The 19,727-nt window shown below is 57.0% G+C and carries 18 protein-coding genes and 1 pseudogene; 12 read left to right on the forward strand and 7 right to left on the reverse strand.

Annotated features, from left to right (window positions below):
• The first annotated feature begins 797 nt into the window (after positions 1-797).
• Complete coding sequence (locus HMPREF1024_RS08280) at positions 798-1,115, forward strand: hypothetical protein (protein WP_004178464.1); 318 nt, start codon at positions 798-800, stop codon at positions 1,113-1,115.
• A 40-nt stretch (positions 1,116-1,155) separates the two neighbouring features.
• Here HMPREF1024_RS08280 and HMPREF1024_RS08275 read toward each other — a convergent pair whose 3' ends face one another.
• The 4 genes from HMPREF1024_RS08275 to trpS all read right to left on the reverse strand — a co-directional run bounded on the left by HMPREF1024_RS08275 (position 1,156) and on the right by trpS (position 7,402).
• A complete protein-coding gene (locus HMPREF1024_RS08275) occupies positions 1,156-2,280 on the reverse strand; it encodes an ABC transporter permease (RefSeq protein ID WP_009309136.1) in 1,125 nt (374 codons plus the stop codon).
• The gene (gene rbbA / locus HMPREF1024_RS08270) at positions 2,280-5,024 is read right to left on the reverse strand and encodes a ribosome-associated ATPase/putative transporter RbbA (RefSeq protein WP_009309137.1); all 2,745 of its coding nucleotides are present in this window, start codon (positions 5,022-5,024) and stop codon (positions 2,280-2,282) included. The genes HMPREF1024_RS08275 and rbbA overlap by 1 nt, the downstream gene beginning before the upstream one ends.
• The gene (locus tag HMPREF1024_RS08265; RefSeq protein ID WP_004152412.1) at positions 5,021-6,088 is read right to left on the reverse strand and encodes an HlyD family secretion protein; all 1,068 of its coding nucleotides are present in this window, start codon (positions 6,086-6,088) and stop codon (positions 5,021-5,023) included. The genes rbbA and HMPREF1024_RS08265 overlap by 4 nt, the downstream gene beginning before the upstream one ends.
• 306 nt (positions 6,089-6,394) lie before the next feature.
• Positions 6,395-7,402 (reverse strand): tryptophan--tRNA ligase, encoded by a 1,008-nt coding sequence (gene trpS, locus HMPREF1024_RS08260; protein ID WP_009309138.1) that lies wholly within the window; start codon positions 7,400-7,402, stop codon positions 6,395-6,397.
• Between the two features lie 504 nt (positions 7,403-7,906).
• Here trpS and HMPREF1024_RS08255 point away from each other — a divergent pair.
• The 4 genes from HMPREF1024_RS08255 to HMPREF1024_RS08240 are packed head-to-tail and all read left to right on the forward strand — an operon-like array spanning position 7,907 to position 12,342.
• Entirely contained in the window at positions 7,907-8,890 is a 984-nt protein-coding gene (locus HMPREF1024_RS08255) for an autoinducer 2 ABC transporter substrate-binding protein (RefSeq protein WP_002887349.1), read from the forward strand.
• Between the two features lie 50 nt (positions 8,891-8,940).
• On the forward strand, positions 8,941-10,425 hold the full coding sequence (locus HMPREF1024_RS08250) for a sugar ABC transporter ATP-binding protein (RefSeq protein ID WP_009309139.1): 1,485 nt from the start codon (positions 8,941-8,943) through the stop codon (positions 10,423-10,425).
• A complete protein-coding gene (locus HMPREF1024_RS08245; RefSeq protein ID WP_004177551.1) occupies positions 10,418-11,389 on the forward strand; it encodes an ABC transporter permease in 972 nt (323 codons plus the stop codon). The genes HMPREF1024_RS08250 and HMPREF1024_RS08245 overlap by 8 nt, the downstream gene beginning before the upstream one ends.
• Positions 11,386-12,342, forward strand: a complete 957-nt coding sequence (locus HMPREF1024_RS08240; RefSeq protein WP_002887352.1) for an ABC transporter permease — start codon at positions 11,386-11,388, stop codon at positions 12,340-12,342. Before HMPREF1024_RS08245 ends, HMPREF1024_RS08240 begins: the two co-directional genes overlap by 4 nt.
• A 36-nt stretch (positions 12,343-12,378) precedes the next feature.
• Here HMPREF1024_RS08240 and HMPREF1024_RS08235 read toward each other — a convergent pair whose 3' ends face one another.
• On the reverse strand, positions 12,379-13,161 hold the full coding sequence (locus tag HMPREF1024_RS08235) for an NAD(P)H-dependent oxidoreductase (RefSeq protein WP_009309140.1): 783 nt from the start codon (positions 13,159-13,161) through the stop codon (positions 12,379-12,381).
• Between the two features lie 86 nt (positions 13,162-13,247).
• Here HMPREF1024_RS08235 and HMPREF1024_RS08230 point away from each other — a divergent pair, with 86 nt between their 5' ends.
• Both HMPREF1024_RS08230 and HMPREF1024_RS08225 read left to right on the forward strand, forming a co-directional pair.
• A complete protein-coding gene (locus HMPREF1024_RS08230; RefSeq protein WP_004182820.1) occupies positions 13,248-14,156 on the forward strand; it encodes a LysR family transcriptional regulator in 909 nt (302 codons plus the stop codon).
• On the forward strand, positions 14,150-14,569 hold the full coding sequence (locus HMPREF1024_RS08225) for a fosfomycin resistance glutathione transferase FosA10 (protein WP_004214174.1): 420 nt from the start codon (positions 14,150-14,152) through the stop codon (positions 14,567-14,569). The genes HMPREF1024_RS08230 and HMPREF1024_RS08225 overlap by 7 nt, the downstream gene beginning before the upstream one ends.
• Before the next feature lie 562 nt (positions 14,570-15,131).
• On the opposite strand, the gene HMPREF1024_RS08220 is transcribed toward HMPREF1024_RS08225, so the two are convergent.
• Both HMPREF1024_RS08220 and HMPREF1024_RS08215 read right to left on the reverse strand, forming a co-directional pair.
• Positions 15,132-15,611 (reverse strand): hypothetical protein, encoded by a 480-nt coding sequence (locus HMPREF1024_RS08220; RefSeq protein ID WP_009309141.1) that lies wholly within the window; start codon positions 15,609-15,611, stop codon positions 15,132-15,134.
• A 27-nt stretch (positions 15,612-15,638) separates the two neighbouring features.
• Positions 15,639-17,051, reverse strand: a complete 1,413-nt coding sequence (locus tag HMPREF1024_RS08215; protein ID WP_002887384.1) for a PLP-dependent aminotransferase family protein — start codon at positions 17,049-17,051, stop codon at positions 15,639-15,641.
• Between the two features lie 177 nt (positions 17,052-17,228).
• Between HMPREF1024_RS08215 and HMPREF1024_RS08210 the strand changes: the two genes are divergently transcribed.
• The 5 genes and pseudogenes from HMPREF1024_RS08210 to HMPREF1024_RS08190 form a co-directional block, all read left to right on the forward strand.
• The gene (locus tag HMPREF1024_RS08210; protein WP_002887388.1) at positions 17,229-17,393 is read left to right on the forward strand and encodes a DUF1127 domain-containing protein; all 165 of its coding nucleotides are present in this window, start codon (positions 17,229-17,231) and stop codon (positions 17,391-17,393) included.
• A 164-nt stretch (positions 17,394-17,557) separates the two neighbouring features.
• A complete protein-coding gene (locus HMPREF1024_RS08205; protein WP_004177547.1) occupies positions 17,558-18,022 on the forward strand; it encodes a MarR family winged helix-turn-helix transcriptional regulator in 465 nt (154 codons plus the stop codon).
• 6 nt (positions 18,023-18,028) lie between these two features.
• Positions 18,029-19,096, forward strand: coding sequence for an HlyD family secretion protein (locus tag HMPREF1024_RS08200; RefSeq protein ID WP_002887394.1), 1,068 nt, complete (start codon positions 18,029-18,031; stop codon positions 19,094-19,096).
• Positions 19,086-19,391, forward strand: a pseudogene (locus HMPREF1024_RS08195) (DUF2955 domain-containing protein); the annotation flags it as partial. The gene HMPREF1024_RS08200 and the pseudogene HMPREF1024_RS08195, both read left to right, overlap by 11 nt.
• A 65-nt stretch (positions 19,392-19,456) precedes the next feature.
• Positions 19,457-19,727, forward strand: a 271-nt coding sequence (locus HMPREF1024_RS08190; protein WP_009309143.1) for an IS3 family transposase, incomplete at its 3' end; no start/stop codon positions are given.

Genomic DNA, 19,727 nt, shown 5'->3' on the forward strand with positions numbered 1-19,727 from the left:
GCCGTAGCGCCGATGGTAGTGTGGGGTCTCCCCATGTGAGAGTAGGGAACTGCCAGGCATCAATAAAGCAGAAAGCCCGGTCGAAAGACCGGGCTTTTTGTTTTATCTGTTGTTTGTCGGTGAGCGCTCTCCAGAGTAGGACAAATCCGCCGGGAGCGGATTTGAACGTTGCGCAGCAACGGCCCGGAGGGTGGCGGGCAGGACGCCCGCCATAAACTGCCAGGCATCAAACAAGTGAAGAGCCCATCCTGTCGGATGGGCTTTTTGCGTTTCTGTCGTCCGGCCAGCGTGCCGGTATGTCTCCCCGGTGGCGCTGCGCTTACCGGGGCTACAAAACCGTACCCCGGACAAAGTGCGCAGCACCGCCTTTATTGCTTCGCAAAATAGCGTGACGAATGCTTGTGGCATGGTCAACCGGATAGTGAATTTACCGGATGATACAAGTCGGAAAATAATTATCAGCAGCTACGATTAATATTATTTCTTTATTTCAGCGCCATTATATTGTGCTCCGGTAAAATAATGATGCGGCCTCTTCCTCCCACAAAATAACGCGTTTACGCTTCAGAAAAAATATTTCCGTGACTGGATACTTCGCTTCCGGATGTATTGTGGCGAACGGTATGCTTCTTCCCTGTTTTTGTCTAAATGAGCTTTATCATTAACACTTTGTTAACTTGATCTGGTTTATATGGCAGCAAATTTGATATACAAAGGGGGATGATTGCCTGTATGGATGCTGCCCGAAATACCTTGCGAAACATATGCAGGTTCTCGGCTGGCAAATGAGAATAGAAATGAAAATCCTGCTTAACTGGTTGCCATTGCGCCAGCTCTTCACTTACATTCAGGAGCGCTTTACCTTTCTGGTGCTGCTCTGCTGGCCAGCGATTATCTGGTTGTTCTGCCGGGTCGGCGTGTGGCTCACCGATAACGTTTATGAACTGCTGGGAAAATCACCCGCCCAGTCCTTCACCGTGTATCTGCAGCCGTTTATGACCCCCGGCACGCTGCTGCGCATCTCCATCAGCTGGGTGGTGTTGCTGTTCATTCTCTTCAGTATGGCGATGGCCTTCACCTGGGGTTTACGTCGCTTTATGAATCGCCATAAATAAACCATTCGGCCGCCGTAAGTCGACGGCCCTTCTTAAGCCTTTATGCCATCTCACCAATAGTCTTACGAAAACGCAGCAACGCGATAGTAAAGAACACTCCGCCGATAGCCAGCAAGGTTAAGAACTGCGGCCAGACGATGGCGAAGCTGGCGCCTCGATACAATATCGCCTGCGCCAGGCTGACGAAGTGGGTGGTCGGCATGGTCAACATAATATCCTGTACCAGCTGCGGCATACTTTCTCGCGGCGTGGATCCGCCGGAGAGCATCTGCAGCGGCAGTAAGACCAGGATCATCAGCAGCCCCAGCTGCGGCATCGAGCGGGCGAGGGTGCCCATAAAAATGCCGATCGAGGTAGTGGCGAACAGGCTGAGCGCCACCCCCAGCATAAACAGTGGAACCGATCCCTCAATGGGTACCTGCAAAATCCCCTGCACCATCAGCACCAGCGACAGCCCGGACACCACCAGCACCACCAGGCCCATCGACCAGATCTTGGCCAGCATAATTTCAAACGGCGTGACCGGCATCACCAGCAGATGCTCAATGGTGCCATGTTCCCGCTCGCGGATCAGCGCCGAACCGGTGAGGACAATGGCCAGCATGGTGATATTGTTGATGATCGCCATCACCGCGCCAAAGCGCTCCTGCTCAAGGTTAGGATTAAAACGCATCCTTACCGCCAGCTCTACCGGCAGCACGCTGTTATCCCGATAGCGGGCGACAAAACTGTTTACTTCGCCGGTGATAATATTCTGGATGTAACCGTTGCCGGTAAAGGCCTGACTCATGCGCGTGGCGTCGACATTGACCTGGATTTCCGGCTGCCGACCGGCCAGTACATCGCGCTGGAAGTTAGGCGGGATGTTGATGGCGAACGTGTAGCGCCCGGCATCCAGCCCGGCGTCCATCTCATCAGCGGTGATCAGCTCCGGCTCAAGAAACCAGGGACGGTAAAAAGCGTTAATAATGCGTGATGAGAGCTGTGATTTATCCATATCAGCAACCGCGATCGGCGCCAGGTGCAGCGAACCGGGCATCACCGTGGCCGAGGAGTACACCGACACGGTAAACGCAAACACGATCAGCACCAGCATCGCTTTATCACCGAGCAGGCTGCGCAGCTCTTTGACGCCAAGATTATAAATATTGCGTAATCCGCGCATCATCCCTCCTGTTTCTTCAGCAGCAGCACGCTCAACCCGAGCACCAGCGGCACCGCAATCAGTAGCGGAATGAATGAGCCCCACAAATCGCTAATATTCAGCGCTTTGGAAAAGGTCCCGCGGGCGATAGTCAGGAAGTGGCTGGTCGGGTAGATTTGCCCAATCCAGCGTCCGGGACCTTCCAGCGAGGCCACCGGATCGATCATTCCGGAAAACTGGGTTGCCGGGATCAGCGTAATAATCGCGGTACCGAAAATAGCGGCGATTTGGCTCTTCATAAAGGTTGAGATCAGCAGCCCCAGACCAGTGGCGATGGTGACATACAGCAGCGCCGCCAGGGTCAGCGTCAGGAAACTCCCCTTATGCGCGACGCCAAAGACAAAGACCGACAGCGCGCACAGCAGGAAGAAGTTAAACATCCCCAGTACGATGTAAGGCAGCTGCTTGCCGAGCAGGAATTCGCTGCGGGTGGTTGGCGTCACGTACAAGTTGATAATCGATCCGAGCTCTTTCTCACGCACTACGCTCAGGGCGCTGAGCATCGCCGGGATCATCATCAGCAGCAGCGGGATCACCGCCGGGACGATGGCCGGCAGGCTCTTCACATCTGGATTGTAGCGATAGCGGGTCTCGATGGAGATGAGCGAGGTATCGCGCTGCGGGCTGCTCTGCCGGCCGGCCATCTCCTGCAGCCAGGCCAGATGCATCGCCTGTACGTAGCCGCGCACGGTTTCCGCGCGGTTGGGCATCGCGCCGTCCACCCACACGCCGATTTGCACCGGCGTGCCGCGGGCGATATCGCGACCAAAGTTCGGCGGGATCTCTATCGCCACCGCCAGCTCGCCGTCGCGCATCCGGCGGTCCAGTTCGTCATAGCTGTGCAGCGGCGCCTGTTCGATAAAGTAGCGTGAGCCAGCGAGATTCTGCGACCAGCCCTGGCTGCTGAGGGTTTGATCGTGGTCGAGGACGGCAAAGCGCAGATCCTCAACGTCCATGCTGATCCCATACCCCATGATAAACATCAGGATCACCGTCCCCAGCAGCGCCAGCGTCGATCGTACCGGATCGCGGCGCAGCTCCAGCGCCTCGCGGCGGCTATAGCTAAACAGCCGGCGAAGACTGAAGGCCTGCCGTGGAGCCGTATGTCCGGAATGCGATGCCACAGCAGACGTGGGTTCTTCTGGTACTGGAGAGGACGGCTGGGCCTCTTTAAGCCAGGTGATAAACGCCTCTTCCAGGCTGTTTGAACCGCGCTGCTCGACCAGCGCCTGCGGCGTATCGCTGGCCAGCACTTTGCCGGCGTGCATCAGGGAGATACGATCGCAGCGTTCCGCCTCATTCATAAAGTGGGTGGAGATAAAAATGGTCACCTGATCCTGCCGCGCGAGGTCTACCATCAGCTGCCAGAACATATCCCGCGCCACCGGGTCGACGCCGGAGGTCGGCTCGTCGAGGATCAGCATCTCCGGGCGATGGATGACCGCCACCGCTAACGACAGGCGCTGACGGATCCCCAGCGGCAGATCGGCGGGAAGCGCGTCTTCAACCTCGGTCAGCATAAAGCGCTCGCACATTTCCGCCACCCGGCCGGGGATTTCGCCGTCCGGAATATGGAACAGGCGGGCGTGCAGCTCGAGGTTTTGCCGGACGGTCAGTTCGCTATAGAGCGAGAAGGCCTGCGACATATAGCCCACCCGCTGGCGGGTGGCGATATCCTTCGGGTCGACCGGCTGGCCGAACAGCCAGGCTTCACCTTCGCTGGCGGGCAGCAGGCCGGTGAGCATCTTCATGGTGGTGGATTTGCCGCAGCCGTTGGAGCCGAGGAAGCCGAAGATTTCACCGCGGGCGATGCGGAAATTAACGTGGTCGACGGCAACAAAGTTGCCAAAGCGCATGGTCAGGCCGCGCGCTTCGATGGCGATCTCTTCCTCACGGCTGCCGCGCGGTGGGATAACTACCGCCCTATGCGCCTGACGCTGTGCTTCTGGCAGCAGGGCGATAAACGCCTGCTCCAGGGTCTGGCTGCCGGTCTGGGCTTTGAGCTCTGCGGCGCTGCCGGTCGCCAGCACCTCGCCGGCGTTCATCGCCACCAGCCAGTCAAAGCGCTCGGCCTCTTCCATGTAGGCGGTGGCCACCAGCACGCTCATCGCCGGCTGGCGCTGACGAATATTGTCGATAAGCTCCCAGAACTGCGCCCGGGAGAGGGGATCGACGCCGGTGGTCGGTTCATCAAGGATCAGCAGCTGCGGATCGTGGATCAGCGCGCAGCACAGGCCGAGCTTTTGCTTCATCCCACCGGAGAGTTTTCCGGCGGGGCGATCGCGAAACGGCGCCAGCCCGGTACTCTGCAGCAGCTCGTTGATGCGCAGTTCGCGCTCGGCTTTATCGTGGCCGAACAGGCGGGCGAAGAAGTCGACGTTTTCATACACCGAGAGAGTGTGATAGAGGTTTTTCCCCAGCCCCTGCGGCATCCACGCGATTTTCGGACACACCTCGCGGCGGTGATGCATATCGCGCATATCGCCGCCAAGCACCATCACGTTCCCCTGCTCGATGGTCCGCGCCCCGGCGATCAGCGAAAGCAGGCTCGATTTGCCGACGCCGTCCGGGCCAATCAGGCCAACCATACGCCGTGCCGGGATCGCCAGACTGATATCGCGCAGCGCGATGGTGGCGCCAAACTGCTGACCAACATGTTCCAGCAGGGCGACGGGGGGCGAGGTATCCTGCGGCGTTAGTTTCATTGCGGCAACCTCACCGCCAGGGCTTCAGGCCAGGGTTGTTGTTTATCCAGCCGTACGTAAGCCATACCGGGCAGGCCGGTTTTGACATACTCCAGGTGCTGCGCCAGCAGCTCCGGCGGGATACGCGCTTTGACGCGGAACATTAGCTTAAGGCGCTCGTCGCTGGTCTCGACCGTTTTCGGCGTGAACTGGGCGACGCTGGCGACAAAGCTGATATTGGCCGGGATCACCAGATCCGGCGCGGCATCAAGGACCAAGCGCGCTTCGCTGCCGAGCGCCAGCAGACCTGCCTGTTCGGTGGGCAGAAAAAAGGTCATATAGACATCGGCGAGATCGACCATGTTCAGTACCCGGCCACCGGCGGCCAGGACTTCGCCTGGCTCAGCGACGCGATACTGAATGCGGCCGTCGCGGGGGGCTTTCAGCTCGCTATCGTCAATATCGGCGAGGATCCGCCGCTCGGTCGCCTGGGCGGCTTCGACGCGGGTTTGCGCCTGAATAATGCTGGTGCGGGCAGCTTCGATGGCGGCGCGGGCGGCGGAGACCTGGGCTTTCGCCGATTCCAGCGCCGCGCGGGCGCTCTCTGCGGCCGCGCGATCGTCATCCAGCTGCTGGGCGGAGACGGCGCCACGCTGGGAGAGGGTGTTGGAGCGAACATGGCGTTTCGCCGTGGAATCCAGCTCCGCCTGGCGCTGCTTCACTACCGCTTCGCTGGCGCGCATTTCACTTTGTCGCTGATCGAGCAAGGCTCTGGCGGCCAGGACCGCGCTTTCCGCTTCCTTGATTTGCGCGGCGGCTTCAAGACGCTGCTCGTTCAGTACCCGGGTATCCATTCTCGCCAGCACCTCTCCCTGGTGCACGAACTGACCCTCTTTGACCAGAATGGTGTCGATACGCCCGGCGATTTTACTGGCAATATCAACTTCGGTGGCTTCGATTCGGCCGTTGCTGCTGGCAAACCCCGCCGGGAGTCCCGGCGGGCGCAGCAGCCACCATGCGGCGGCGGCGAGTACCACCAGTAAGCCGACAAAATACCCTGCCCAACGTTTCTTTATTTTGTCCATACGCGACTCGCTTGATTCCCTGTGCTGAGTGGTGCGCGTGTTTCCTCCGGCGGGCGGAGCGTCCTTCTTGCGAAGGACGAAAATGTGGAGGGAGGGCCGCTGACGCCGCGCTCTGCCGCGCCGATGCGCAGCCGCTCGCTGGGCTACTTATGTGGTCATCATCAGCGATCCTGGCCTTAATGAAACACGCATAGTGAGAGCTACCGTTAACGCGATAGTAACAGCCGGGGCGATATTGTCCATACGAAAGACAGGGTCTTGTCGGCGTGTTAACAAAATTATCCGCACAGGGAGTATTTCACCATCTCAGAACAGCACCGGCAGACCCAGCCCACGCTTCACCTCATGCAGCGTCTGCTGTGTGAGGTGGTGGGCGCGTTCGCTGCCCTGGCGCAGCAGCTCCAGCAGCATCCCTTTATCCTGAATAAAAGTGGCCCTGCGTTCGCGGATCGGCGCCAGTAGCGTCTGCAAGCAGGTCTCCAGCTCATTCTTACACTGGCGATCGCCCAGCCCGCCGCGCTGATAGTGGGCTTTCATCTCTGCCACCAGCGCCTTATCGCTATAGAAAGCGTCGAGATAGGTGAACACCACGTTGCCCTCGACATGCCCCGGATCGCTGACTCTCAGGTGCGTCGGGTCGGTATACATCGCGCTGACCGCGCGGTGGATCTCCTCTTCACTGGCCGATAACGTCAGCGTATTGCCCAGCGATTTCGACATTTTGGCGTTGCCATCGACGCCCGGCAGGCGGCTCACTTCGCTGAGTAGCGCCTTGCAGTGGCGCAGCACCGGCTCGCCGGTGAGGCTATTCATCTTGTGGACGATCTCGTTGGTCTGCTCAATCATCGGTAGCTGATCGTCGCCCACCGGCACCAGCTCGGCTTTGAAGGCGGTGATATCGGCCGCCTGGCTAATCGGATAGGCAAGAAAACCCACCGGTAGCGAGCGGGCGAATCCCTTTTGGGCAATCTCATTTTTGACCGTCGGATTACGTTCCACGCGGGCGACGGTGACGATATTCATATACAGCGCGCTGAGCTCCGCCAGCGCCGGCAGGGCGGACTGCAGGCAAATAGTGGTGAGCCTGGGGTCGATGCCGACGGCCAGATAATCGGCCATGACTTCGAGGATATGGTGGCTGATTTTTTGCGGATTGCTGCCGTTGTCCGTGAGCCCTTGCAGGTCGGCGATCAGGATAAATTGCTGGTGGTTATGCTGCAGCGCGACGCGCTGGCGCAGCGAGCCGACGTAGTGGCCAAGATGAAGTTGGCCGGTCGGGCGGTCGCCGGTGAGGATGGTTTGTGGATGGTTCATCAGGGACTCCTTATCAGACTGTTCAGCCGAAAGACGTCCTGAAAACACCAAAGCCGCCTTCCGGCGGCTTTGAAAATGGAAACGTGTATCGTGCCGCCTGTTATGCAGGCAGCCACCAACGGCGGGGATAGGTCACGATCGCGTTTCTGTTCATAGGGAGTATCCTGCCACGGAAGGGGCTGGAGGCGCAATCAAAAATCACATACTTTTCCTGATGTTATTTATGTGATTGTTTTTCGGTAAATAACGAAGCGGGAAAAATATATTTTCTCTGCGACCCGAACATTATTCTGGAACAACAAACTATGTTGCATTTTTTTTGTGAAAAAGCTCACGCCACAGGATTATAGTATTATTATCCATATTTATAGCTGAATATTACCTGTCTGCTGTTACAGCTTGTGTTTATTCTCTTCTAAATTATTAACATTATTACAATTTCCATCTATTTTTCCGCTTTGCGTCATACCCCTGTCTGACTACAACGTATTGAGGCTAATTATTATGCATAAACGTCTGGTCGTTAATATTTTTTCATCCTTGCTGTTGGGGGCTGCGCTTATTTCCGCGCCGGTATATGCGGCGGAAAAAACCGTAGTCAATATTTCAAAAGTGGACGGCATGCCATGGTTTAACCGGATGGGTGAAGGGGTAGTCCAGGCCGGGAAAGAGTTTAACCTCAACGCCTCCCAGGTAGGGCCGTCCAGCACCGATGCGCCGCAGCAGGTGAAAATTATTGAGGACCTGATTGCACGTAAAGTGGATGCCATCACTATCGTGCCTAACGATGCCAACGTGCTGGAGCCGGTATTCAAAAAAGCCCGTGACGCCGGCATCGTGGTACTGACCAACGAATCGCCCGGGCAGCCGAGCGCCAACTGGGATGTGGAGATAATCGATAACGAGAAGTTCGCTGCTGAATACGTGGAGCATATGGCCAAGCGGATGGGTGGCAAAGGCGGCTACGTTATCTATGTCGGTAGCCTTACGGTACCGCAGCACAACCTGTGGGCCGATCTGCTGGTGAAATACCAAAAAGAACATTACCCGGACATGCATGAAGTCACCCGCCGAATGCCGGTGGCGGAAAGTGTTGATGATTCCCGCCGTACCACGCTCGATCTGATGAAAACTTACCCGGATCTGAAAGCGGTGGTCTCTTTTGGTTCGAATGGCCCGATTGGCGCGGGGCGCGCGGTGAAAGAGAAGCGTGCGAAAAATAAAGTCGCGGTCTACGGGATGATGATCCCCTCGCAGGCGGCCTCTCTTATTAAGAGCGGCGATATTACCGAAGGGATCACCTACGATCCGGCGACAGCCGGCTATGCCCTCGCGGCCGTCGCCAGCACCCTGCTGAACGGCAAAACCATTGAGCCGGGATTTGAACTGAAAGAGCTCGGTAAAGCGGAGGTCGATAGCGACAAGCATATTATCCGCTTCCATAAAGTGCTGCTGGTAAATAAAGACAATATTGATTCGCTCTATTAATCCACCTTCCGGGGCGCCAGCCGCCCCGGCTTAACCAGCCAGGGGATGCTATGGAACCTTTCCTTTCCCTTCGACACGTCAGCAAAACCTTCCACGCCAACCGCGCGCTCAATGATATCAGCATCGACTTTATGCCCGGAGAAGTGCACTGCCTGGCCGGGCAGAACGGTTGCGGGAAGTCGACGTTGATCAAAATTATCTCTGGCGTCTATCGCCCGGATGAGGGCGCAGCGATGACGCTGGGCGGCAAGACGTGGCCCAAACTGACGCCAGCGGCCTCTGTCGCCCATGGGATCCAGGTGATTTATCAGGATCTGTCGCTGTTTCCCAATCTCAGCGTGTGGGAGAACATTGCTATAAACCACTATCATCGCGGCGTGCTGGTGAGGCGCAGCGAACTGCGACGCAGTGCGGAGCAGGCGATGCGCAGTATTAACGTCTCGCTGCCGCTGGATGCCGCCGTGGAATCGCTCTCCATCGCTCGCTGTCAGCTGGTGGCTATCTGCCGCGCGCTGGCGCAGGATGCCCGGCTTATCATTATGGATGAACCCACGGCCTCATTGACCCATCAGGAAGTGGAGGGACTATTGCATGTGGTGCGCCAGCTGCGTGAGAGGGGGATCTGCATCGTCTTCGTAAGCCACCGTCTGGAAGAGGTCATGGCCGTATCGGACCGCATCAGCGTGCTGAAGGATGGCAATCTGGTCGGCACCTTGCCGGCGGCAGAGGTAACCACCCGCCGGCTCGGTTTTCTGATGACGGGCCAGGAGTTTGACTTTCAGGTGCGCGATCTGTGGCAGGGGCAGGGCAGTACGCCGGTGCTGGAGGTGCGCAATCTCAGCCGCAAGGGGGAATATCATAACGTCTCCCTGAAGGTCGAAGCCGGAGAAGTGGTGTCGATAGTCGGCCTGTTGGGCGCCGGGCGAACAGAGCTGTGCCTGAGCCTTTTCGGCATGACCCGCCCTGACAGCGGCGAGATCCTGATAAATGGCCAGCCGGTGCGGTTGCGTAGCAATCAGGACGCTATCCGCCACGGTATCGGCTATGTCTCCGAGGACCGTATGTCGCGCGGCCTGGTGATGAGTCAGTCGATTGAAAACAACATTATCAGCACCGTGTTTCATAAAGTGAAAGGCGCTTGCGGACTATTGAGTGATAGTAAAGCTCAGCAGCTGGTCGCAAGAATGGTCAACGCGTTGACCATTAAGGCGCCGGATACGCATCTGCCGGTGAATACCCTCTCCGGTGGTAATGCCCAGCGCGTTTCTATCGCCAAATGGCTGGCGATCTCTCCTAAGCTGCTGATCCTTGATAGCCCAACCGTGGGGGTGGATATCGCAAACAAAGCCGGGATCTATCATATCATCAGCGATTTGGCTGCCCATGGTATCGCCGTGCTGATGATTTGCGACGAGATTGAAGAGGCGTGGTACCAGAGTCATCGCATCCTGGTGATGAAGCAGGGCGAGTTGACCCATAGCTTCCTGCCGGACAGCAGTACCCAGCAGCAGATAGCGGAGGTGGTCAATGGCTAATCTGTTGAAACGACATGAATTCTGGTTAGGCATGTTCATTATTGCGCTGTGCCTGCTGCTGGGCTGGCGCAGTGAGGAATTTTTCACTTTCGGCAATCTTTACGACCTCGCTAATAACTATGCGATGCTGACCATTCTCGCCTGTGGTCTGTTCGTGGTGCTGATCGCCGGCGGGATTGATATCTCCTTCCCGGCTATGACCATTATCGCCCAGTACGGCATGGTGGTGATGCTGCAAAAAGTAGGCGGCAACTTCGCGGTGGCTTTTGTGCTTGCCGGCGGCATCGGCGTGCTGCTGGGGCTGGTGAACGCGCTGTTGGTTAATCGTCTGCGGGTGCCCTCGATCATTATCACCATTTCTACGCTCAACATTTTCTACGGTTTGCTGCTGTGGTTAAGCAAAGGTGTCTGGCTCTACGACTTCCCTCCGTGGTTTGAAAAGGGGGTTATGCTGTTCAAATATACCGATGCCGATGGTTACGATTACGGCCTGGGGCTGCCGCTGCTGACGATGATCGCCGTGGTGCTGTTGACCGCGTTTATCATGAATTTCACCACCGTTGGCCGCAAGATCTATGCCATGGGCGGCAACCGGGAATCCGCCAGCCGCGTCGGCTTCAGCGTGCTCCGCCTGCAGCTGTTCGTTTATGGCTATATGGGACTAATGTCGGGGGCCGCAGGTGTCGTGCAGGCGTGGACAGTGATGACCGTTGCGCCGGATTCACTGCTGGGCTATGAGCTGACGGTGCTGGCGGCGGTGGTGCTGGGCGGCACCAGCCTGATTGGCGGGCGCGGAACTCTCACCGGTACGCTGCTGGGGGTGATTTTACTGGCGGTGATGCAGAACGGCCTGAACCTGCTAGGGGTCTCCTCCTACTGGCAGACCCTGATCACTGGGGCGATCATCGTCGTCAGCATCAGCGTAACGGCATGGAGCCAGCATCAGAACCGGAGCTTGTTATGAAAAAATCGTGGCGCAATAACGTTGAGTTTTACCTGATCGGCCTGCTGCTGCTGATGGTTATCGCCTTTAGCATCGCCATGCCAAACATCTTCTGGTCTGTCAGCAATTTCCAGTCGATTGCCTCGCAAATGCCGGTGCTGGGGATCCTGGCGCTGGCGATGGCCATGACTATGCTTTGCGGCGGCATTAATTTGTCAATTATCGCGACGGCTAACGCCTGCTCGCTGGTGATGGCCTGGGTGGCGACGAGCTATCCGCCTGGGGGCGCTACCGCGCTGGCGACGCTGCTGGCCGGCGGAGGGGCGGCGATGATCATTGGCCTGTGCAACGGGATATTGATCGCCGGGATCCGCGTTTCGCCGATCCTGGCTACCCTTGGCATGATGACCCTGCTCAAAGGGATAAATATTCTGATCACCGGCGGCAGCGCCATCGCTAACTATCCGCAGTGGGTGCTGTGGCTGAATCACGCCCAGTGGTTCGGTATTCCGCTGCCAATGTGGCTTTTTGCGGTGGTGGCGGCCGGGCTGTGGGTGCTGCTGGAGAAAAGCCCGCTGGGTCGGGCGATCATGTTGATCGGATCCAACGAACGGGCGACCCATTATTCCGGGATCAATACCCGGCGGGTGTTGATGTGGGTATATGTCATCTCGGCCCTGCTCTGCGCGGTGGCTGCGTTTCTGATGATGTCGAAGCTGAACTCAGCCAAAGCATCTTATGGGGAATCGTATTTGCTGGTGTCGATCCTCGCGGCGGTGCTTGGCGGCGTGAATCCGGATGGCGGTAGCGGGCGCATCGTTGGGATGGTGCTCGCGCTGTTCCTGCTGCAGATTATTGAGAGTGGGTTCAATATCCTCGGTATCAGCCCCTATCTGACGATGGCGCTGTGGGGCGTATTGCTGCTGTGCTTTATCCAGGCGCGAGGCATGCTGGGACTGGAGAGAGCCGGGTAAATGACCCGTCCTCGGGGGTGAAGACGGGATAGCCAGTTATTCGCTACGCAAATGCACCGCCAGGCCGCTTTGCCCCGGCGCCATCTCCGGGCGCAGCGTCAGCGACGGGATCAGATAATCGCCATGATTCTGGCGGCGGAATGGAATGGGCTCGGTTTGCCACAGCGTGTCCAGCCGCTCGGCCAGGGCGGCGCACTGATCGGCGAACTGCCCGGCATCGGTTTTATCCGTGCGGTAGAACACCAGCGGGGGAAGCACCTCAAAGCCGGGGTAGAACAGCATACCGTGCTGAATGGGGAACAGGATGTCGTCGATGGGGCCATTGATCCCGCGCGGTGAATAGTGTTCCGCCCAGCCGCCGGCGGTGACGATCAGCATCGCCCGCTTGCCGACGAAAGTGCCTTCCCCGTAGCGATCGCCCCAGTGGCGGTCGCTGTGCTCGCCGACGCCATAGGCAAAGCCCCAGGCGTACACCCGGTCGATCCAGCCCTTCATGATGGCGGGCATCGAGAACCACCATAGCGGGAACTGGAAAATCACCATATCGGCCCACAGCAGCTTTTCCTGCTCGGCTACGATATCCGCACTTTGGGTGCCCTGGGCAAAGGCCTGTTTGGAATCGAGGGTCGGCCGCCAGAACTCGCCGACCGGCGGGGCGCCGCTATCGTCGGCGTCATATCCGGCCTTCCAGCGCATGGCATAGAGATCGGAAACCTGCACTTCATGCCCGGCCTGCTGCAGATGGCGGATGGCGAAATTTTTCAGCGCGCCATTGAGCGAGCGCGGTTCCGGATGGGCGTAAATCAGCAGTACTTTCATAATATCACCTCTGGCGTATGGAGAGCTGCAGATTAGGAAAGCTGACGCTATAGTAGAAATTAATTACTTAAATTACCGGTATAGTCGTGATTAATTTACAGCGTCTGGATCTCAATCTGTTGCGCACCCTGGATGTGCTGCTTAGCGAAAACAACGTTACCCGGGCGGCGCAGCGGCTGAATCTGTCGCAGCCCTCGGTGAGTATTCAGCTCGCCAGGCTGCGGGAGATTTTCGCCGATCCGCTGCTGATGCCGGGCCCGCGCGGCATGCAGCCCACCGCCCGCGCCGATGAGCTTCGCCAGCCGCTGCGCGCCGCATTAGCCGCGCTGGAGCAGGCGGTGGCGCCGGTCAGCCCTTTTGATCCGGCCACGGCGGCGGAGACCTGGCGGGTGGCGGCGACGGACTATATGGCCTCGGCGATCCTCCTGCCGATGCTGGCTGGGTTACGCCAGGCCTCTCCCGGCAGTCGGCTGGCGGTATTCGAATTACAGCCGGCGCGGCTGGAGCAGCAGGCGGCCAGCGATACAGTAGATCTCTTCTTTCATACCCGCGAGGGCGCGCCGCCGGGGCTGCATCAGCGCCTGCTGTTTCGCGAACGCTACGTGCTGGCTGGACGGGCGGAACATTCGGCGCTGCGGCCTGGGCTTAGCCTGGAAACGTTCTGTCAGCTGGAGCACGTGATCGTCTCCCCGGACGGGGGCGGCTTCAGCGCGGCGACCGATATCGCGCTGGCTAACCTCGGACTGACGCGGCGGGTTGTCCTTTCCGTGCCACATTTCCTGTTTATGCTGGAGACCCTGCGCAATAGCGATCTGGTGGCGGTCCTGCCGGAGCGGCTGGTGCGCGGGCAGAGCGGGCTGGTGGTCGTCGAGCCGCCGCTGGCGGTCGCCGGCTTTGAGATGCTGATGCTGTGGCACGAGCGCTGGCACCGCGACCCGGCGCATCAATGGCTGCGTCAGTTCATTGTGAATTCACTGGAGGAACAGACATGCTGAGTGGACTGAATCACCTGACCCTGGCAGTCAGCCAGCTGGCGCCGAGCGTGGCGTTTTATCAGCAGCTGCTGGGCATGACGCTGCATGCCCGCTGGGACAGCGGGGCTTATCTCTCCTGCGGCGATTTGTGGCTGTGCCTGTCGCTGGATCCGCAGCGGCGCGTTACTCCGCCGGAAGAGAGCGACTACACCCATTATGCGTTTAGTATTAGCGAAGCCGATTTTGCTAGCTTCGCCGCCCGCCTTGAGGCTGCCGGCGTGGCGATCTGGAAGCTGAACCGTAGCGAAGGTGCCTCGCACTATTTCCTCGATCCCGATGGCCATAAGCTGGAGCTGCACGTCGGCAGTCTCGCCCAGCGTCTGGCCGCCTGCCGCGAACAGCCGTATAAGGGGATGGTGTTTTTTGCTGAGTGAAGCTGTCCTCTGCGCTATGGGGGAGGCTAATCTCTTGCGTGGCCTGCCCGAAGGGGCAGGACCTGCTCGTGGCTGAATTATTCTATATTTGCAGATATTGTTATCTAATCTTCTGTTTTACATAATGCTCTCTACTGGGGGAAGAGATTTATACATTTATTCAGGTATAAGCTTTTATTTATTTCATTAATATGTGAAGGTGAAAATTTTAATATATAAGATAATTCGCAGTATTCTTTTGGGTTGATAATTTCTTTTTCATCTATTATCCGTATATAACTAGATGAATAATAAGAAATAATAATTGACAAAAGAAGAACGATTAAACTGGTTACTTTGTTGTAATATATCGACAAGTAATTAAATGATGGAACTATAAATAGCCTGTATATAAGTATAAGAGCAAGTAATGCCAATATACTTCCTATCATAAGATCAATGTTGCCAAATGGTTGGTTAAAATCTCCAGTAAGTAAAATCCTGTTGATTGCTATGCAAAATAAGAAGAAGATTATGGTAATGATACCAACGTGTTGATTTCGTATTTTCACTGACACCAGGATCATCCTGATGTTACAAGGATTGAATGACTACAGATTAAAATAGTCATCAACAGGTTGACAGCATTACCGAAGATTATTATATTAATAACTGCGTAAGTTTGAATCACTTGAAAGAAATAAACACTATGCAACTCATTTTTTCTTACTCTGGTCGCGGTAGACATGCATAACCAGAAAAAACCACCAAACTTTATAGGTTGGATCATCAAAAGAATGTACCAATAGATTTGATTGAATATTAATTTAAAACTAGTTATAGGGCTTGATTTAATGGAAAGAAAACTGAATGCTGCTATTAATGAACCGACGAAGAGCATCGATTTTAATAAGTTAGCACCAGATTTTTCCAGTGGAGCATACTCGTGGGTACCATCATATATTTCTGGGTGTTTAATGAAAATAAACATTTCCGACAGGAAATCGTATCCCGGAATGACTCTTAATGCATTTGTCAAAAAATTTTTTAAGTTGTTTTCCATATATGTCCTATTAGTTGAGATGATTAATCACTCCATCGCCACCTTCACCGCTTCTCCCAGCTTCACCATCACCGCTTTATGTTTCTCGGTCGGCGGCAGGGCGCAGTTGATCCTGACGCAGTTGCGATACTTGCCCGCTGCCGAAAACAGCGAGCCCGGCGCGACCTGGATCTTCAGCCGGCACAGCTGCTTGGCGACGCAGACCATATCTACCTGCTCCGGGAGCTCAACCCACAGCATAAAACCGCCCTTCGGCCGGGTGACGCAGATCCCGCAGGGGAAAAATTCCCGCAGCCAGCAGGTGTAGATCTCGATATTGCGCTGATAGATCTGCCGCATCCGCCGCACGTGGCGGTGGTAGTGGCCTTCGCGAATAAAATTGCAGGCCGCCAGCTGAGTGGAGGGGACGTTGGTCCCGCTGGCGGCGTACTTCATCTGTAGCAGCTTGTCGTAGTAGCGCCCGGGGGCGATCCAGCCGATACGCAGCCCGGGGGCGATGGTTTTGGTAAAGGAGCTGCAGAGCATCACCCGGCCGTCGATATCCCAGGAGTGGATCGTGCGCGGGCGCGGGTATTCGGTGGCCAGCTCGCCGTAAATATCATCTTCGAAAATAACGATATCGTAGCGTTGGGCAAGGTTCAGCACCGCGCGCTTGCGGGCGTCCGGCATGATAAAGCCCAGAGGGTTATTGCAGTTTGGCACGAGGATCACCCCTTTGATCGGCCACTGATCCAGCGCCAGCTCCAGGGCCTCGATGCTGATCCCGGTTTCCGGATCGGTGGGGATCTCAATGGTCTTTAATCCCAGCCCGCGCAGCATCTGCATGGTGCCGTAGTAGCAGGGGGATTCCACGGCGATGATGTCCCCTGGCTGGCACACCGACAGCAGGGCCAGCGACAGCGCGCTGTGGCAGCCGCTGGTGAGCACCAGATCGTCGGCAGTTACCACCGATCCGCCGTCGAGCATCAGGCGGGCGATCTGCTCCCGTAGCTCGCGACGCCCGGCCAGCTCGTCATAGTTCAACACCTCAGTGAGGTTGTGCTGGATAGCCCGGCTCAGTTCACGCCAGATGGGCTTCAGGCTTGGCTGTGTGACATCCGGCGAGCCGCCGCCGAAGGGGATGATCGATTTATCGTAGCGGGCGTCAAGCATGGTCAGCACCTGATCCCACTGGGTGATCTCCACCGGGCGCTGGACCGGACGCGACATCGGCGGCACCGGCGGCTGGGCTTTGCGCGGGGCGACGAAATAGCCCGATCGCGGCTGCGGCACAATCATCTGCTGCTGCTCAAGCAGCTGATAGGCCTGCTGGACAGTGCTGATGCTGACGCCGTGCTCCTGGCTCAGGCTGCGCACCGACGGCAGCTTTTCGCCATGGCGATACAGGCCCTGTTCGATGCGTTCGGCCAGCAGCGTAGCGAGATGTTGGTAGCGGGTCATGCTGTATCCTTAATTGCCGCCATACAGATGGAATAACCAGTACAGATGGGCGTAAAAATTGGGCTCTGGTGTACGTTTTAGCTAATCTGTATGTTAAAGAAAAGCGTTTTGTGAATCTGTATTCCTTACCCCCAAATCCGTGAAGATAAAGCCTCTGGCAAGGTGAGGAGGTAGAGGATGGAATTTCACGAGAACAGGGCAAGACAGCCATTTATCGGTTTCGTACTGCTGGTGCGGTTTATCAAAAAATGGTGGCTTCAGGAGCAAACGCGCAGAGTTTTGCAGCAAATGAGCGACGAACAGCTGAAAGATATCGGCCTGCGTCGGGACCAGATCAATTAAAACGTGCGGTTTTTTACAGGCAAACCTTCTTCATTATCCCGGTGAGCGCAAAGTGCCGCCGGGATACATTCACGAAATTTATCAATTGATGCGGCACGAGCTTCCGTTTCTTGATACTTACCCTGATAAGTATTATTTTCTTCTCAATAATGAGAGGAAGACCCGTGACTGAAGACGAACTGTTTGCCCGCCGCCCGCTGGGGATGCGGATGGCTATGGTGGTGCGCCAGTGGCGCGCCATTATTGACTCCGCTATCACCGATACCGGACTCACCCAGTCCAGCTGGACGGTGCTGATGCAACTGCATCAGCTGGGAGACAACGTCTCGGTCAGCGAACTGGCGGAGGTGCAGGGCATTGAACTGCCGCCGCTAATGCGCACCCTCTCATTACTGGAAAAGCAGGGCTATCTGGTGCGTTCCACATCGCCATATGACAAACGCATTCGCCTGCTGACGCTGACCGCTGAGGGGCGGGCTATTCTGGAAAAACTGAGCTGCGTGATCGAGACCTATCAGGAGCGCGTAACCCAGACCATCCCGGAGGCCGATCTCGCCACCTTCAGCGCCACGTTAAATCAAATCGCCTGCCGTTTGCGGAATATCCGCGAAGAAGATAACAAGATCTAACACACTATGATGACGCCTGAACAAAAATTTGCCCGCTGGGTACGGGTGAGTATTGCCGCTTTTCTGGGAATATTCGCCTGGTTTATCGTTGCCGATATCTGGATCCCGCTGACGCCGGACTCCACCGTCATGCGCGTGGTGACCCCGGTTTCGTCGCGGGTCTCCGGCTATGTCTCGCACGTCTACGTGCACAACAACAGCCAGGTGAAAAAGGGCGACCTGCTGTATGAGCTCGACCCAACGCCATTCATTAATAAAGTTGAAGCGGCGCAGATCGCCCTCGAGCAGGCGAAACTGAGCAACCAGCAGCTGGACGCGCAAATCGCCGCCGCCCGCGCCAACCTGCGCACCGCGCAGTACACCGCGCGTAACGATAAGGTCACGCTCGATCGCTACCAGCGCTTGAGTACGATGCAGAACGTCTCGCAGTCCGACCTCGATAAGGTGCGAACCACCTGGCAGACCAGCGAGCAGTCGGTCTCGGCGCTGAACGCGCAGATCCAGAACCTGCTGATCCAGCGCGGCGAGCGCGACGATAAGCGCAACGTCACCCTGCAAAAATACCGCAATGCGCTGGAGGAGGCGCAGCTGAACCTGGCCTGGACCAAAGTGCGTGCGGAAACTGACGGCATGGTCAGCAACCTGCAGCTGAACCCGGGGATCTACGCCACCGCGGCGACGGCTGTGCTGGCATTGGTTAACAACAACACTGACATCGTCGCCGACTTCCGCGAAAAAAGCCTGCGCCACACCGCGGTGAATACCGATGCGGCGGTGGTCTTTGACGCCCTGCCGGGTCAAGTCTTCCCGGCGCACGTGACCAGCAGCGACGCCGGGATTCTGGCGGGACAGGAGGCGGTGAACGGCCAGCTGTCGCAGCCCGAGCAGTCCACCCGCTGGGTGCGCGACGCCCAGCGGATGCGCATTCACGTCGCGCTGGATCAGCCGCTGGACAAACCGCTGCCGACCGGCGCCCGCGCTACGGTGCAGCTGTACAATAGCGAGGGACCTTTCGCCCGCACCTTCGCCGGCCTGCAGATCCACCTGGTGAGCTGGTTGCACTATGTCTATTAATACCCTGGCGCATGTCTTTACCCCGCACGGCAATATCGTCTACACGGCGAATGATTTTCGCCAGACGGTGCGTATCGCCGTGGCCGGGACCATTGCGCTCAGCATCTCCACCTTCTACGACGTGCAGTACGGCGTATTTTTCGTCGTTTATCCGCTGATGCTGATGTCGCTGGTGCCGATGTTCAACCTGCACGTCGCCCGCCAGTTTATATTTAGCGCGGCGGTAAACTGTGTCGAAATGGTGCTAATTGTCGGCTATTTGTCGCAGTGGCCGGTGATCATGACCCTGGTGGTGTGATCCTACCCGCGAATAGTGGACACGCGACTAAGTGAGTAAACTCCCAGACAGAGGTATCTCACATGACTAAATCAGCAACCGTAAGTAAGAAACCACGTAAACAGCATTCGCCTGAATTCCGCAGCGAAGCCCTGAAGCTTGCGGAGCGCATCGGCGTTGCCGCTGCCGCCCGGGAACTCAGCCTTTACGAGTCTCAGCTATATACCTGGCGCAGCAAATTACAGCAGCAGAAAACGTCTTCCGAACGGGAAAATGAGCTGGCCGCTGAAAATGCCCGCCTGAAGCGCCAGCTGGCAGAGCGTGACGAGGAGCTGGCTATCCTCCAAAAGGCCG

The organism is Klebsiella sp. 4_1_44FAA, assembly GCF_000238715.1.
GTDB lineage: Bacteria > Pseudomonadota > Gammaproteobacteria > Enterobacterales > Enterobacteriaceae > Klebsiella > Klebsiella pneumoniae.

What these genes read in the sequence shown, in the direction of transcription:
- HMPREF1024_RS08280 (WP_004178464.1), top strand. Translation starts at nt 798, where the DNA reads ATGAAAATCCTGCTTAACTGGTTGCCATTGCGCCAGCTCTTCACTTAC.
- HMPREF1024_RS08275 (WP_009309136.1), bottom strand. Translation starts at nt 2,280, where the DNA reads ATGCGCGGATTACGCAATATTTATAATCTTGGCGTCAAAGAGCTGCGC.
- rbbA (WP_009309137.1), bottom strand. Translation starts at nt 5,024, where the DNA reads ATGAAACTAACGCCGCAGGATACCTCGCCCCCCGTCGCCCTGCTGGAA.
- HMPREF1024_RS08265 (WP_004152412.1), bottom strand. Translation starts at nt 6,088, where the DNA reads ATGGACAAAATAAAGAAACGTTGGGCAGGGTATTTTGTCGGCTTACTG.
- trpS (WP_009309138.1), bottom strand. Translation starts at nt 7,402, where the DNA reads ATGAACCATCCACAAACCATCCTCACCGGCGACCGCCCGACCGGCCAA.
- HMPREF1024_RS08255 (WP_002887349.1), top strand. Translation starts at nt 7,907, where the DNA reads ATGCATAAACGTCTGGTCGTTAATATTTTTTCATCCTTGCTGTTGGGG.
- HMPREF1024_RS08250 (WP_009309139.1), top strand. Translation starts at nt 8,941, where the DNA reads ATGGAACCTTTCCTTTCCCTTCGACACGTCAGCAAAACCTTCCACGCC.
- HMPREF1024_RS08245 (WP_004177551.1), top strand. Translation starts at nt 10,418, where the DNA reads ATGGCTAATCTGTTGAAACGACATGAATTCTGGTTAGGCATGTTCATT.
- HMPREF1024_RS08240 (WP_002887352.1), top strand. Translation starts at nt 11,386, where the DNA reads ATGAAAAAATCGTGGCGCAATAACGTTGAGTTTTACCTGATCGGCCTG.
- HMPREF1024_RS08235 (WP_009309140.1), bottom strand. Translation starts at nt 13,161, where the DNA reads ATGAAAGTACTGCTGATTTACGCCCATCCGGAACCGCGCTCGCTCAAT.
- HMPREF1024_RS08225 (WP_004214174.1), top strand. Translation starts at nt 14,150, where the DNA reads ATGCTGAGTGGACTGAATCACCTGACCCTGGCAGTCAGCCAGCTGGCG.
- HMPREF1024_RS08220 (WP_009309141.1), bottom strand. Translation starts at nt 15,611, where the DNA reads ATGGAAAACAACTTAAAAAATTTTTTGACAAATGCATTAAGAGTCATT.
- HMPREF1024_RS08215 (WP_002887384.1), bottom strand. Translation starts at nt 17,051, where the DNA reads ATGACCCGCTACCAACATCTCGCTACGCTGCTGGCCGAACGCATCGAA.
- HMPREF1024_RS08210 (WP_002887388.1), top strand. Translation starts at nt 17,229, where the DNA reads ATGGAATTTCACGAGAACAGGGCAAGACAGCCATTTATCGGTTTCGTA.
- HMPREF1024_RS08200 (WP_002887394.1), top strand. Translation starts at nt 18,029, where the DNA reads ATGATGACGCCTGAACAAAAATTTGCCCGCTGGGTACGGGTGAGTATT.